The 13493-nt window shown below is 70.6% G+C and carries 13 protein-coding genes; 3 read left to right on the plus strand and 10 right to left on the minus strand.

Features of this window, described 5'->3' with window-relative positions; genetic code table 11:
* Positions 1-104 precede the first annotated feature (104 nt).
* Both DEJ29_RS10170 and DEJ29_RS10175 read left to right on the plus strand, forming a co-directional pair.
* On the plus strand, positions 105-917 hold the full coding sequence (locus DEJ29_RS10170) for a peptidylprolyl isomerase (protein ID WP_111094233.1): 813 nt from the start codon (positions 105-107) through the stop codon (positions 915-917).
* Between the two features lie 113 nt (positions 918-1030).
* Positions 1031-2263 carry a DUF349 domain-containing protein gene (locus tag DEJ29_RS10175; protein WP_110864584.1) on the plus strand — a complete coding sequence of 411 codons (1233 nt, stop codon included), beginning with the start codon at positions 1031-1033 and terminating at the stop codon, positions 2261-2263.
* An 84-nt stretch (positions 2264-2347) separates the two neighbouring features.
* Here the strand turns inward: DEJ29_RS10175 and DEJ29_RS10180 are convergent, their stop codons facing one another.
* The 5 genes from DEJ29_RS10180 to DEJ29_RS10200 are packed head-to-tail and all read right to left on the minus strand — an operon-like array spanning position 2348 to position 5613.
* Complete coding sequence (locus DEJ29_RS10180; RefSeq protein WP_071414720.1) at positions 2348-3310, minus strand: bifunctional riboflavin kinase/FAD synthetase; 963 nt, start codon at positions 3308-3310, stop codon at positions 2348-2350.
* Between the two features lie 8 nt (positions 3311-3318).
* The gene (locus DEJ29_RS10185) at positions 3319-3774 is read right to left on the minus strand and encodes a hypothetical protein (RefSeq protein WP_071403708.1); all 456 of its coding nucleotides are present in this window, start codon (positions 3772-3774) and stop codon (positions 3319-3321) included.
* Positions 3775-3819: 45 nt separating this feature from the next.
* Entirely contained in the window at positions 3820-4185 is a 366-nt protein-coding gene (locus tag DEJ29_RS10190; protein WP_071403707.1) for a hypothetical protein, read from the minus strand.
* Positions 4182-5144, minus strand: coding sequence for a tRNA pseudouridine(55) synthase TruB (gene truB / locus DEJ29_RS10195; RefSeq protein ID WP_111092658.1), 963 nt, complete (start codon positions 5142-5144; stop codon positions 4182-4184). Before truB ends, DEJ29_RS10190 begins: the two co-directional genes overlap by 4 nt.
* 22 nt (positions 5145-5166) lie before the next feature.
* Entirely contained in the window at positions 5167-5613 is a 447-nt protein-coding gene (locus tag DEJ29_RS10200; protein ID WP_111094232.1) for a hypothetical protein, read from the minus strand.
* A 52-nt stretch (positions 5614-5665) separates the two neighbouring features.
* Between DEJ29_RS10200 and DEJ29_RS10205 the strand changes: the two genes are divergently transcribed.
* A complete protein-coding gene (locus DEJ29_RS10205) occupies positions 5666-6592 on the plus strand; it encodes an iron-sulfur binding domain-containing protein (protein WP_502866875.1) in 927 nt (308 codons plus the stop codon).
* Here DEJ29_RS10205 and rbfA read toward each other — a convergent pair.
* From rbfA to DEJ29_RS10230, 5 genes are all read right to left on the minus strand, one after another.
* The gene (rbfA, locus tag DEJ29_RS10210) at positions 6589-7065 is read right to left on the minus strand and encodes a 30S ribosome-binding factor RbfA (protein ID WP_110864589.1); all 477 of its coding nucleotides are present in this window, start codon (positions 7063-7065) and stop codon (positions 6589-6591) included. The two genes, DEJ29_RS10205 and rbfA, sit on opposite strands and share 4 nt — an antisense overlap.
* A 113-nt stretch (positions 7066-7178) precedes the next feature.
* Positions 7179-10031, minus strand: coding sequence for a translation initiation factor IF-2 (infB, locus tag DEJ29_RS10215; RefSeq protein WP_111094231.1), 2853 nt, complete (start codon positions 10029-10031; stop codon positions 7179-7181).
* Between the two features lie 74 nt (positions 10032-10105).
* Positions 10106-10417 (minus strand): YlxR family protein, encoded by a 312-nt coding sequence (locus DEJ29_RS10220; RefSeq protein ID WP_031259737.1) that lies wholly within the window; start codon positions 10415-10417, stop codon positions 10106-10108.
* A gap of 68 nt (positions 10418-10485) precedes the next feature.
* Positions 10486-11481, minus strand: coding sequence for a transcription termination factor NusA (nusA, locus tag DEJ29_RS10225; RefSeq protein ID WP_111094230.1), 996 nt, complete (start codon positions 11479-11481; stop codon positions 10486-10488).
* A 143-nt stretch (positions 11482-11624) separates the two neighbouring features.
* Positions 11625-13376 carry a proline--tRNA ligase gene (locus tag DEJ29_RS10230; RefSeq protein WP_111094229.1) on the minus strand — a complete coding sequence of 584 codons (1752 nt, stop codon included), beginning with the start codon at positions 13374-13376 and terminating at the stop codon, positions 11625-11627.
* Positions 13377-13493 lie beyond the last annotated feature (117 nt).

The raw sequence follows: 13493 nt of genomic DNA on the forward strand, positions 1-13493 counted from the left end.
TCGTAGGCCGGTCCACCGACGCAGGCCGCGCCTCCCGCCAGGTGGTGGTGGTGACCGTTCGGCTACGCTCGTTGCACACTGCGACGAGAGGGCAGACCAGCACCGTGGCACCGAAGAACCCAGCGCGTGACAACCGAGAGGCGCGCGAGCGCCTCCGCCTCTACCAGGCCCGCCAGGGCCTCCACGAGCGGCAGCGACGCCGCCGCGTGCGGGACAACCTGATCGGTGCCGGTGCCCTCGTCCTCGTCGCTGCCCTCGCCACCGGGTCACAGCTCGCCTTCGCCGGCTCGAGGGGGTCGGACGCCCCGGCCCCGAGCGCCTCCGCGTCGTCGACGGCCACGCCGTCGGCCAGTGCCACGGCCGGCAACACCGGCGACGTGCCGAGCAAGTCGATCGCGAAGGGCGCGACCTGGACCGGCACGCTCACGCTCAACAAGAGCATCGACCTCGGCATCGAGCTGGACGGTGCCAAGGCGCCGCAGGCCACGAGTGCCGAGATCTCGCTGATCCGGGAGCAGTTCTACAACGGCACCACCTGCCACCGGCTCGCCGACAGCGACGGCCTGAAGTTCCTGCAGTGCGGCTCCGCGAACGGCGACGGCACCGGCGACGCCGGCTTCGAGTACGGCCCGCTCGAGAACGTGCCGGCGGACGGCGTCTACGAGAAGGGCACCATCGCGATCGCGCGGTCGGACTCCCCGTACTCGCAGTCGACGCAGTTCTTCATCGTCTACGGGGACACCACGCTCGACGGCTCCACGGGCGGCTACACGGTCGTCGGCAAGGTCACGAGCGGTCTGTCCGAGCTCGAGTCGAAGATCGCCGCGAAGGGCATCGCGTCCCCCGGCAGCGACGGCACCGGTGAGCCGAAGGTGGCGACGAAGATCACCGACGCGACCATCGCGGAGCAGAAGTAGTCCACAACCCGTCGCACCGGTCGGGCGGCGGAGCCCGTCCGTGCAATAGGCTGACGACCTGACCGTGCCGACGGTGACGTTGGCGATGCACGACCACGATCGAGGCGAGACCTGTGGGATCTGACGAAGCAACGACCTGGGGGCGGGTCGACGAGAACGGGACCGTGTACGTCCGGTACGAAGAGACCGAACGTGCTGTCGGTGAGTACCCGGACGCCACCCCCGAAGAAGCCCTCGCCTACTTCGCGCGGAAGTACGCCGACCTCGAGGGGCAGGTGAAGATCGCCGAGCAGCGCGTCCAGCGCGGTGCGTCGGCGAACGACGTCGCCCGGACGGTCGAGCACCTGACGGCCCTGGTCGCCGACGCGCGGGTGGTGGGCGACATCAAGTCGCTCGAGACCCGCGTCGGCGTTCTCGCCGAGCAGCTCGGCTCGCTCACCAAGGAGCAGGCGGAGCAGGCGCAGCAGGCCCTGCAGGACGCCCTGGCGCACCGCACCGCCCTGGTGGAGGAAGCCGAGGCACTCGCCGCGGTGGACCCCGCACGCGCGCAGTGGAAGCAGATCACGGCGCAGCTCGACGACGTGTTCGCGCGCTGGCAGCAGCACCAGCACGACGGGCCGCGGATCCCCAAGAACGAGGCGAACGACCTGTGGAAGCGGTTCCGCGCAGCGCGGTCCACCGTCGACCAGCACCGTCGTGCCTTCTACTCCGAGCTGGACGCACAGCACCGTGACGCCCGGACCCGCAAGCAGGAGCTCGTGGCGCAGGCCGAGGCCCTCGCGCCCCGCGGTTCCGACGCGATCCCGGACTACCGCCAGCTCCTCGACGACTGGAAGAACGCCGGGCGCGCCGGCAAGCGGCACGACGACGCACTCTGGGCGCGCTTCAAGGCCGCCGGAGACGTGCTGTTCGAGCAGCGCCACGCCGAGAGCGCAGCCGAGAACGAAGAGTTCTCCGCCAACCTCGAGGCGAAGCAGGCCCTGCTGACCGAGGCCGAGCCGCTCCTGCAGGCGACCGACCGGGTCGCCGCGCGCAAGACCCTCACCGGCATCCAGCGCCGCTGGGACGAGATCGGCAAGGTCCCCCGCGGTGACGTCCGTCGGGTCGAGGACCGCCTGCGTGCCATCGAGGACCACGTCCGTGGGCTCGAGGACGCGCACTGGAAGGAATCGAACCCGGAGCGCAAGGCCCGTCAGAACGGCCTCGCGAGCCAGCTGGAAGACGCGATCGGCAAGCTCCAGTCCGAGCTCGCCGCGGCGCAGGCCACCGGTGACGCCCGAAAGATCAAGGACGCGCAGGAAGCCCTCGATGCCCGCAAGATCTGGCTCGACGCCCTGGGCGGCTGAGCTTCCGAACCACGAACGACGCCCCCGTGACCGATCGGTCACGGGGGCGTCGTCGTGCGGGGGGGAACCAGTGTGCTCGGCAGGTCAGACCGGCGCGGGCAGTCCGAGCAGCAGCCGGATGTCCAGGTCGTCCTGCCGCATCTGCGCGGCGAGCTCGTCCATCGACGAGAACTTCACCATGCCGCGCACGTACGACACGAAGAGCACCGAGATCCGATCGCCGTACAGGTCGATGTCGACGTCGAGCAGGTGCGCCTCGATCTGCTTCGCCGGCACACCCTCGAACGTCGGGTTGTTGCCGACCGACACCGCTGCCGGGTAGACGGTGCCGTCGTGCAGCACCCGGGCGGCGTAGACGCCGTCGGCGGGGACGAAGCCCTCGCACGCCGGGTCGAGGTTCGCGGTGGGGTACCCCATCGCACGGCCGCGCTGGTTGCCGTGCACCACGACGCTCCGCACGGCGTGTTCCCGCCCGAGGAGTCGTGCGGCTTCGGCCACGCGGCCCTGGCCCAGGAGCTCCCGGATCCAGGTGGAGGACACCCGGCGCTCACCGTCGGGTCGGACGTCGTCGATGAGGTCCACGTCGTCGATGAGCTCGACGGTGAAGCCGTGCTGCTCCCCCAGGGTCCGCAGCAACGCGACGTCACCGGCGCCCTTCGCACCGAAGCGGAAGTCGCTGCCGACGAAGACGAGCCGGGCGTGCAGGGTGTCGACGAGGATCTCGGACACGAACGCCTCGGGCGACTTCGACTGCAGTTCCTGGTCGAAGCGGAGCAGCAGGGTGGCGTCGACCCCGGCCTCCTCGAGCAGTTCGCGGCGCTGCGCGGTGCTGGTCAGTGCCGGCGGGACGTGCGGCGGGTCGATGACGTTGAGCGGGTGGCGGTCGAACGTGACCACGGTGGCCACGAGGTCGTGCTCGCGGGCGGCGCGCTCGAGGTGTGCGATGACGGCTCGGTGCCCGACGTGCACGCCGTCGAACTTGCCGATGGTGACGGCGCTCGGGCCGAACCCGTCCGCCACGTCGGCGGTGTCCTCGTAGAACTGCACGGTGGCTCCTACTCGCTCGCCGGGGCGGTGGACGAGGACGCAGCCGGTGCCGACGGCTCGGTGACCGCGGTGCGGTGGTGCTTGCGGAGCCACCAGAGCCCGGCGATCGGCAGCACGAGCGGCGCGAAGGCGTAGCCCAAGCCGTAGTACGACCAGATGGTGTCGTCGGGGAACAGCTGGCGGTCGAACAGCGACAGGGTGCCGATGACGAGCACGCCGGTCATCTCGAACACGATCGTGACGCAGGCGACCCGGTACCAGAACCGGCCGGGCACGATGAGGGCGATCATCGCGACGATGTAGACGACGGCAGCGATGGCACTGAGTGTGTACGCGAACGGTGCGAACGAGAACTTCTCGATGATCTGCACGACGCTGCGTCCGGTCGCCGCCAGCGCGAGGATGCCGTACACGGCGATGAGGACGCGGCCGATGCCGGTCGCGAGTGAGGATCTGGTCGCCATTGCACCGATTCTACCGACGCACGGCTGCGCGCATGACCTCCGGCGTCAGTTCAGCGCGAACCAGATCTGGTACATCCGGTAGACCATCACCGCGACGGTGAAGGCCCCCGCGCCGAGCACCACGGTGCTCCACTTCGTGCGGTCGATCAGTGCCCACACGACCGCGGCCGGTGGGACGAGCAGCACCGAAACGGCGTACACGCCGAACTCGAGCGCGTTGCCGTCGGGCGGGCTGCCCGTCGCCGGCAGCACGATCGAGATGACGCCCTGCGCAAGGAGCAGCAACTCGATGAGCACGAGGGCGCCGACGGTGTAGTCGTTCGGCTTCCAGCCGATGAACCCCACGACGACCGCGAAGAGCCCCACCACGACGGCGAGCACCAGCTGCACCCACATGTACCACTCGATCACGCGCGGGCTCCGGTCTGCGAGGAGGACGACGCACCGGGCGTCGGGAAGTTCGTGATGACCCGGAGCAGCCCCCGGCGGACGGAGACGAGGCCGACCAGCCGGTCGTCGGACGCGGTGACCGCTGCCACCGGTCCGTCCGAGTCGGGGTGCTCGGCCGCGACGCGCTTGCCGTCGGTGAGGTCCTTCGCCGAGGCTGCGTCGAGCGTCACCGACGAGAAGAGTCGCCGGGCGATGTCCGCCGGACGTGCGAGCGCGGCGCGGACGTCGACGGCGTCGTCCTCGAGGTCGATGGCGTCCTGCACGTCGAACGGTCCGACACGGGTCCGCCGGAGCGCGACGAGGTGCGCCCCGGTGCCGAGGGCAGCGCCGACGTCACGGGCGAGCGCGCGGACGTAGGTGCCCGACGAGCAGGTCACGACGACGTCGAGGTCCACCACGGCGACGTCGGTGCCGTCGACGGCGACGGTCCGCTCGTTCCGCGTCGTGACGTCGAACTGCGAGACGGTCACCGTGCGGGACTTGAGCTCCACCGCCTCGCCCTTGCGCGCCAGGTCGTAGGCGCGGCGCCCGTCGACCTTGATCGCGCTGACCGTGGACGGGACCTGGTCGATCACGCCCCGCTGTGCTGCGACGGCGGTCTCGACGGCGTCGTCCGAGACGTCGGCAGTTCCCACACCGACCGCAGCGGTCGGCGTGCCGTCGGCGTCGTCGGAGTCCGTGGAGACACCGAGCCGGATGGTCGCCGTGTAGGTCTTGTCGAGGCCCACCAGGTGCGTCAGCAACCGGGTGGACGGCCCGATGCCGAGCAGCAGCAGCCCCGTCGCCATGGGGTCGAGGGTGCCGGCGTGGCCGACCTTCTTCAGGCCGAGGCGCCGGCGGGCGATGGAGACCACCCGGTGGCTGGAGATCCCCTGCGGTTTGTCGACGAGGAGGATGCCGTCCGGCGCGGTTTCGAGCACCAGGCGAGATTACCAGCGCCGGTCAGCAGGCGTCGTTCCACTCGCGGCGGGGGTGCTCGGGATCGGTGACGTCGAGCACGGCGGAGGCCGCGATCTTCACGTCGGCGCGGCGCTCGAGTCGGCCGGACTCCTGCTCGACCCACAGCGACCAGCGCCACAGGGTACGGACCCCGGGGGCCAGGATGCCCCGTCCGTGCACGATCAGGACACCGTCACCGGCTCCGGTCGTGCGGAAGGGCGTCACCAGGTCGGACCGCAGCGTGTCCTGGTCGGCGGACGGCGCGGCGGCCGCCATCGCGGAGACCCCGTGCTGCTCGAAACCGGTGACGAGCGCGGCCGCGACCCGCTCGAGGTCGGTGCCGTCCTGCCCGTCGACGCCGATGACCGTGCGGTTCGTGCCGACCTGCGCGATCGCCTCTGCAGCGATCGCAGCCATCGTGTCGGTCTCTTCGGGTGCCCAGCGTGCCATGCACCCACCGTAGGCTGTCGAGGTGAACGCGAGTCGGGCCTCCAGACCGGATGTGGACGAACCGACCGCGCGACGCCGTGTGCAGGAGCCGGCCACGCCGGAACAGCCCGACATCGCGCCCCCGCTGATCGCGTGGTTCCGGCAGCAGGCGCGGGACCTGCCCTGGCGCCGCCCCGGCTTCCCCGCGTGGGGGACGCTCGTCAGCGAGATCATGCTGCAGCAGACGCAGGTCGCGCGCGTGGTCCCCCGACTGGAGGCATGGCTCACCCGGTGGCCGACGCCTCGCGACCTCGCGGACTCGCCCCCGTCCGAGGCGGTGCGTGCCTGGGACCGGCTCGGCTACCCGCGACGCGCGCTCGCGCTGCACGCGGCGGCGACCGCCATCGCGACCGACCACGGCAACGTCGTGCCGCGCGACGTCGACGCCCTGCTCGCGCTGCCGGGCATCGGCGACTACACCGCCCGCGCCGTCGCGGTCTTCGCGTACGGCGACCGGCACCCGGTCGTGGACGTCAACGTGCGCCGCGTGCTCGCGCGTGCGGTCCTCGGCCAGGGCGAACCCGGGCCGGCGAAGGCGAAGCAGGACCTCCCGCTGATGGAGTCCGTGCTGCCGGCCGACCGCGACGACGCAGCCGCCACGAACGCCGCCGTGATGGAGCTCGGCGCGCTCGTGTGCGTGTCACGCTCCCCCGCGTGCGATGCGTGCCCCATCGCGGACCGCTGCGCGTGGCGTGCGGCCGGGTACCCGGAGCACGACGGGCCGCGGGCTCCGCGGCAGGCGAAGTTCGCCGGCAGTGACCGCCAGGTGCGTGGCCTGATCATGGCCGAGCTGCGCGCCAGCGACGTGCCGGTCACCCGGTCCGAGATCGAACCGGTGTGGCCGGACGCCGACCAGCGCGACCGGGCGCTCGCGTCGCTCCTGCGTGACGGACTGGCCGTCGGGGACGACGCGAGCGGCTACCAGCTGCCCGGGGTCTAGGAACGCGGCTCGGCGGAACCGTCGGTCTCGGCCGCGTCGTCGTCGGCGTCGTCGTCCTCGTCGCGCTTGTACGGGTCGGCGTCCCCGGCGTACGTCGCACCGACCGAGGCTGCGCGGACCTGCTCGTCGCGCACCTGAGCCTGGACGAGCAGGTCCTCCATGTGCGCCGAGGTCTCGGGCAGGGCGTCGGCGATGAACTCGAGCGACGGCGTGAGCCGGGCGGTGATGTTCTTGCCGACCTCGGACCGGAGCATGCCGGTCGCGGCCTTGAGCGCCGCGGCGGAGTCCGCACGCTCCTCGTCGGTGCCGTAGACGGTGTAGAAGATCGACGCGTGCTGCAGGTCACCGGTCACACGGACGTCGGTGATCGTGACGAACCCGAGTCGCGGGTCCCGCAGACCCTTGTCGAGTCGACGTGCGACGACTTCCTTGATGCGGTCCGCCATCTTGCGTGCGCGCTGCGGATCGGCCATTGGGTGCCTCCTGAGGCAGTGGCGGGACGCTTCCCGCCGGTGGTCCTGCGTGGGAAAGGGGTCGGGCCCCGGCCTCCCGCGTGGGGAGGCCGGGGCCCAGAGGAGTCACGCGATCAGTCGCGCGGCTTCTCGACGAGTTCGGTCGTCTCGACCTCGTCGCCGATCTGGATGTCGTTGAACTTGCCCAGACCGATACCGGCTTCGAAGTCCGTGCGGACCTCGGTCACGTCGTCCTTGAAGCGACGCAGTGACTCGATGGCCAGGCCATCGGCGACCACCACACCCTCGCGGATGACGCGCGCCTTGGCGTTGCGCGTGATCGTGCCGGAGCGGACGATGACACCCGCGATGTTGCCGAACTTCGAGGAACGGAACACCTCGCGGATCTCGGCGACGCCCGACTGGACCTCTTCGTACTCGGGCTTGAGCATGCCCTTGAGGGACTGCTCGATGTCGTCGAGTGCGTTGTAGATGACCGAGTAGAAGCGCACGTCGATGCCTTCGCGCGCCGCACGCTCACGGGCCTTGACGTCCGGACGGACGTTGAAGCCGATGACGATGGCGTTGTCGATCGTGGCGAGGTCGATGTCCGACTCCGTGATCGCACCGACACCGCGGTGCAGGATGCGGAGCTGGACGCTGTCGTCGACCTCGATGTCCAGGAGCGACTGCTCGAGTGCCTCGACGGCACCGGAGACGTCACCCTTGATGATGAGGTTGAGCGACTCGACCTTGCCCTCTTCGAGCGCACGGGTGAAGTCCTCGAGCGAGATGCGCTTGCGCGACTTCGCCAGCAGGGCGTTGCGCTCGGCGGCTTCACGCTTCTCAGCGATCTGACGCGCCGTGCGGTCCTCTTCCGTGACGAGGAAGGTGTCACCGGCGCGGGGCACCGAGGACAGACCCTGCACCTGGACCGGGCGGCTCGGCGTCGCGGCCTTGACCGCGACCCCGTTCTCGTCCGTCATCGCACGGACTCGGCCGTAGGCCGTGCCCGCCACGATGGCGTCACCGACGTGGAGCGTGCCGGACTGGATGAGGACCGTGGCGACTGCACCGCGACCCTTGTCGAGCCGGGCCTCGATCGCGACACCACGGGCGTCCTTGTCGGGGTTCGCACGCAGGTCGAGACCGGCGTCCGCGGTGAGCAGCACGGCGTCCAGGAGCTCCTGGATGCCGATGTTCTGCCGCGCCGACACGTCGACGAACATGACGTCGCCGCCGTACTCCTCGGCCACCAGGTTGTACTCGGTGAGCTGCTGGCGGACCTTGGCGGGGTTCGCGCCTTCCTTGTCGATCTTGTTGACCGCGACGACGATCGGCACACCGGCCGACTGCGCGTGGTTCAACGCCTCGATGGTCTGGGGCATGATGCCGTCGTCCGCCGCGACCACGAGGATCGCGATGTCCGTCACCTGGGCACCACGGGCACGCATGGCCGTGAAGGCCTCGTGACCCGGGGTGTCGATGAAGGTGATCGGGCGGTCGATGCCCTCGTGCTGCGCGACGATCTGGTAGGCACCGATGTGCTGGGTGATGCCACCGGCCTCGCCCTCGACGACCTTCGAGTTGCGGATCGCGTCGAGGAGGCGGGTCTTGCCGTGGTCGACGTGACCCATGACGGTGACCACCGGCGGCCGCTGCTGCAGCACGTCGTCGTCTTCGTCCTCGAGTTCTGCGTCGAGGTCGATGTCGAAGCCCTCGAGGAGCTCCTTGTCCTCGTCCTCGGGCGAGACGATCTGGATCTTGTAGCCCAGCTCGTCACCGAGGACCTCGAACGTGGCCTCGTCCAGGGACTCGGTCGCGGTCGCCATCTCACCGAGGTGGAACAGCACCGTCACGAGGTTGCCGGGCATGGCGTCGATCTTGTCCGCGAAGTCCGAGATGCTCGCACCACGACGGAGTCGGACGACCGTGTTGCCGTCGCCACGAGGGACCTGCACACCGCCGAGCGACGGGGCCTGACGCATCTCGTACTCGGCGCGCTTCGTCCGCTTCGACTTGCGGGCACGGCTCTTGCCGCCACCGCGACCGAACGCACCGGCGGTACCACCACCGGGGCCACGACCACGGCCACCGCCACCGGCGGGACGCGGGCCGCTGAAGGCCGGACGCGGGAAGCCGCCACCGGCACCGCCACCGGCACCCGGACGGGCACCGGGGCCGCCACGGCCACCACCCTGGCCCGGGCGCTGCCCGAAGCCGTTGGGACGGTTGCCCTGACCGGGACCACCCGGACGCGGAGCACCCGGACGGGGCGTGCCCGGACGCGGGGGCTGCGGACGCGGGATGCCACCGCCACCGGCTGCGCCGGCGGCCGGGCGCTGGCCCATGCCCTGGTTGGACGAGTACGGGTTGTTGCCGGGGCGCGGCGGGCGCGAGCCCATGCCCTGGTTCGACGAGTACGGGTTGTTGCCCGGACGTGCACCGGGCTTGGGGCCACCCGGCTTCGGACCGGCTGCCGCGGGAGCCTTCGGGCTGGTGCCCGGCTTCACGGCGTCGGACTTCGGAGCAGCGTCGGTCGACCCGCCTGCCTGCTCGGCGGCCTGCTTCTCAGCGGCCTGCTTCTCGGCACGGGCCTTCTGCGCGGCCTCGGCCTCGGCCTGTCGCTGGGCGACGGACTTCGGTGCGGCCGGTGCGGGGACGTCGGCAGCGGGTGCTGCCGGGGCCTCGGGCTCGGGAGACGGTGCCGGACGAGCCGGACCCGGACGGGGACCGCCGGGCTTGGGTGCACTCGACTTCGGCGCGCTGGCCTTGGCGGGTGCGCTCGGCGCGGAGGCCGAGGCGGCGGGCTTCGCCGCGGGGGCGCCGTCTGCCTGGAGGGCGGCACGGAGCTTCCGTGCCACGGGGGGCTCGATGCTCGAGCTGGCACCCCGGACGAACTCGCCGAGCTCCTTGAGCTTCTCGAGTGCGGTCTTGCTGTCGACGCCGAGTTCGCTTGCGATCTCGTGTACGCGTGGTTTAGCCACTGTTCTCCTTCACGGGTCCCACCCCGTGAAGGGGCAGGACTCAATGGATGACGGGTCTCATTTCGAGCCGCTCATCAGTTGTCCATAAGCCGTTCAGCCTGTTCTGTCATGTCCGGGCGCTCGGCCGGTTCCTGTGGGAGACCGACGATGTGGTCGAGCACCGCGGACGTGTCGGGATCGCGATCCAACCGGAGCGCACGACGGAAAGCCCTGCGCTTGACGGCCAGATCGTAGGCATCGACGGTCGGTGTGAGCCACGCTCCCCGGCCCGGCATGACTGCCTTCGGATCCGCCACGACACGGCCATCGCTCAGGGCGACGACTCGGAGGAGGGAGGATCGGGAAGCGCGACGACGACTGCCGATGCACGTTCTGACGGGAACCACTCTACTCCTTGCCTCGGACGTGCGCGATCCGGCGCGCCCTCGCAGGGCGCGCCGGGAGCGAAATCGTCCTAGTCCTCGCCGTCCAGGATGGAGTCCGGCTGGATGTCGATGCGGGCACCGGTGAGCTTCGCGGCGAGGCGGGCGTTCTGCCCTTCCTTGCCGATCGCGAGCGACAGCTGGTAGTCCGGCACGAGCGCGCGGACGGCCTTCGTCGAGGCATCGAGCACGAATGCGCTCGTCACCTTGGCCGGCGACAGGGCGCTCGCGACGAACGATGCAAGGTCGGACGAGTAGTCGACGATGTCGATCTTCTCGGCACCGAGCTCGTTCGTGACCGCACGGACACGTGCGCCGAGCTCGCCGATGCAGGCACCCTTCGCGTTCACGCCGGGCTCGTTCGCCTTGACGGCGATCTTCGTGCGGTGGCCGGCCTCGCGGGCGAGCGAGGTGATCTCGACGACACCGGACGCGATCTCCGGGACCTCGAGTGCGAAGAGCTTCCGGACGAGGCCCGGGTGGGTGCGCGACACGATGATCTGCGGGCCCTTGTTGCCACGGGCGACGCTCGTCACGTAGACGCGGATGCGGGAGCCGTGCTTGTACGACTCCCCCGGCACCTGCTCTTCGGGCGGCAGGATCGCCTCGATCGTGCCGAGGTCGACGTGCACCATCTTCGGGTTCGGGCCCTGCTGGACCACGCCCGCGACGATGTCGCCTTCCTTGCCGCGGAACTCGCCGAGGATCTTGTCGTCGCCGATGTCGCGCAGGCGCTGGTTGATGACCTGCTTCGCCGCGAAGGCCGCGATGCGTCCGAAGTCGCTCGGCTGGTCGACGGCTTCACCGATGACGGTGCCCTCGTCGTCGAGCTCGGGGACGTAGACGCTGACCCCGCCGGACTTGCGGTCGAGCTCCACACGCGACTGCGCGTGGGCCGGCTCGCCGTTCTCGTCGGCGTGCTTCTGGTAGGCGGTCAGGATGGCAGATTCGATGATCTGGACGAGCTCGTCGAACGGGATCTCCCGCTCGCGCTCCATGAGTCGCAGGACTGCGAGATCGATCTTCACCGAGGTGCCTCCGTATTCAGATGAGTCGCTCCTGCGGGGTGGAACTGCGCAGAAGTCGGCCACAAGCCTACCCCAGAACCATGAGACGGACAGGAGGCCCGTGGCGACGTCGCCACGGGCCTGCTGTCCGTCAGGGGTCGCGTCTAGATCGCGCGGACCGCGTCGAGCAGCTCGGCCACCGGCACGTCGCGGCGGTCGCCGGTCGCGCGGTCCCACAGCTCGACGACGCCCTCGGCGGCGCCGCGACCGGCGACGACGACGATCGGCATGCCGAGCAGTTCGGCGTCACGGAGCTTCACGCCGGGCGAGACCTTGGGGCGGTCGTCGTACAGCACGTCGAACCGCTCGCCCTCGAGCTCGGCGACGGCGGACGCCGCCAGCTCGTAGGCGACCTGGTCGCGGCCGGTGGCGACGATGTGCACGTCGAACGGCGCGACGTTCTTCGGCCAGACCAGGCCCTTCTCGTCGTTGTGGGACTCGGCCAGGATCGCGAGGATGCGGGTCACGCCGATGCCGTACGAGCCCATCGTGACCGTGGCGAGCTTGCCGTTCTCGTCCTGCACCTTGAGACCGAGCGCCTCGGCGTACTTCCGGCCGAGCTGGAAGACGTGCCCGATCTCCATGCCGCGCGCGGTCTCGAGCGGGCCGGAGCCGTCCGGGGACGGGTCACCGGCACGGACGTCGGAGACCTCGACGACACCGTCGGCCACGAAGTCGCGGCCGGCGACGAGGCCGGAGACGTGCACGCCGCGCTCGTTGGCGCCGGTGATCCAGCTCGTGCCGTCGACCACACGGGGGTCGACGAAGTAGCGCAGGCCGGTGGCGCTGTCGGCGCCGAGGACCTGCGGGCCGATGTAGCCCTTCACCAGGCCCCGGTGCTTCTTGAAGTCGTCGTCGCCGGCGGCCTCGACCTCGGCCGGGGCGAACGACACCTCGGCGCGCTTCAGGTCGACGTCACGGTCACCGGGCAGGCCGACGACCACGACCTCGCGCGTGCCGTCGAGGTGGGTGAGCGCGAGGACGACGTTCTTCAGCGTGTCCGCCGCGGTCCACGGCGCGCCCTCGCGCGGCGCGACCTGGTTCGCGTGGGCGACGAGCGTGTCGATCGTCGGGGCGTCCGACGCCGGCAGCAGCACGGGCTCCGGCTGGCCCTCGATCGGCAGCGACTCGGGGACGGGGGTGACGTACGCCTCGACGTTGGCCGCGTAGCCGCCGGCGCTGCGGACGAAGGTGTCCTCGCCGACGCCGATCGGGTGCAGGAACTCCTCGGACTTGGAGCCGCCCATCGCGCCGGCGTCGGCCTTGACGATGACGTAGTCGAGGCCGAGGCGGGCGAAGATCTTCTCGTACGCGTCGCGCATGACCTGGTAGCTGCGCTCGAGGCCCTCGTCGGTGAGGTCGAACGAGTACGCGTCCTTCATGGTGAACTCGCGGCCGCGCAGGAGTCCGGCGCGGGGCCGGGCCTCGTCGCGGTACTTGTCCTGGATCTGGAACAGCGTGACCGGCAGGTCCTTGTAGGACGAGTACAGGTCCTTCACCAGGAGCGCGAACATCTCCTCGTGCGTGGGTGCGAGCAGGTAGTCGGAACCCTTGCGGTCCTGCAGGCGGAACATGCCGTCGCCGTACTCGGTCCAGCGGTTCGTGGCCTCGTACGGCTCACGCGGCAGGAGCGCGGGCAGCAGGACCTCCTGCGCACCGGCGGCGACCATCTCGTCGCGGATGATCGCCTCGATCTTGGCGCGCACCCGGAGGCCGAGCGGCAGCCAGGCGAAGATCCCCGGGGACTGGCGACGGACGTACCCGGCGCGGACGAGCAGCTTGTGGCTCGTCACCTCGGCGTCGGAGGGGTCGTCGCGGAGCGTACGGAGGAACAGATGCGAAAGCCGTGTGACCACGGGGCAAGCCTAGTGGCGGCGGGCCGACGGCGCGGGTTCCCTGCAGTGTCCCCGCCGCTGGGCGCTGGCGGCGCGGTTCGGCACGGTGCGCGGTTCGCCGGCTCGTGCGGCGCCAGC

The sequence above is a fragment of the Curtobacterium sp. MCPF17_021 genome, from assembly GCF_003234605.2.
Lineage (GTDB): Bacteria > Actinomycetota > Actinomycetes > Actinomycetales > Microbacteriaceae > Curtobacterium > Curtobacterium flaccumfaciens.

Bases quoted from the DNA above. Each gene is read 5' to 3' on its own strand.
- DEJ29_RS10185 (WP_071403708.1), bottom strand. From the start codon at position 3,774: ATGGCGACCAGATCCTCACTCGCGACCGGCATCGGCCGCGTCCTCATC.
- DEJ29_RS10200 (WP_111094232.1), bottom strand. From the start codon at position 5,613: ATGGCACGCTGGGCACCCGAAGAGACCGACACGATGGCTGCGATCGCT.
- rbfA (WP_110864589.1), bottom strand. From the start codon at position 7,065: ATGGCCGATCCGCAGCGCGCACGCAAGATGGCGGACCGCATCAAGGAA.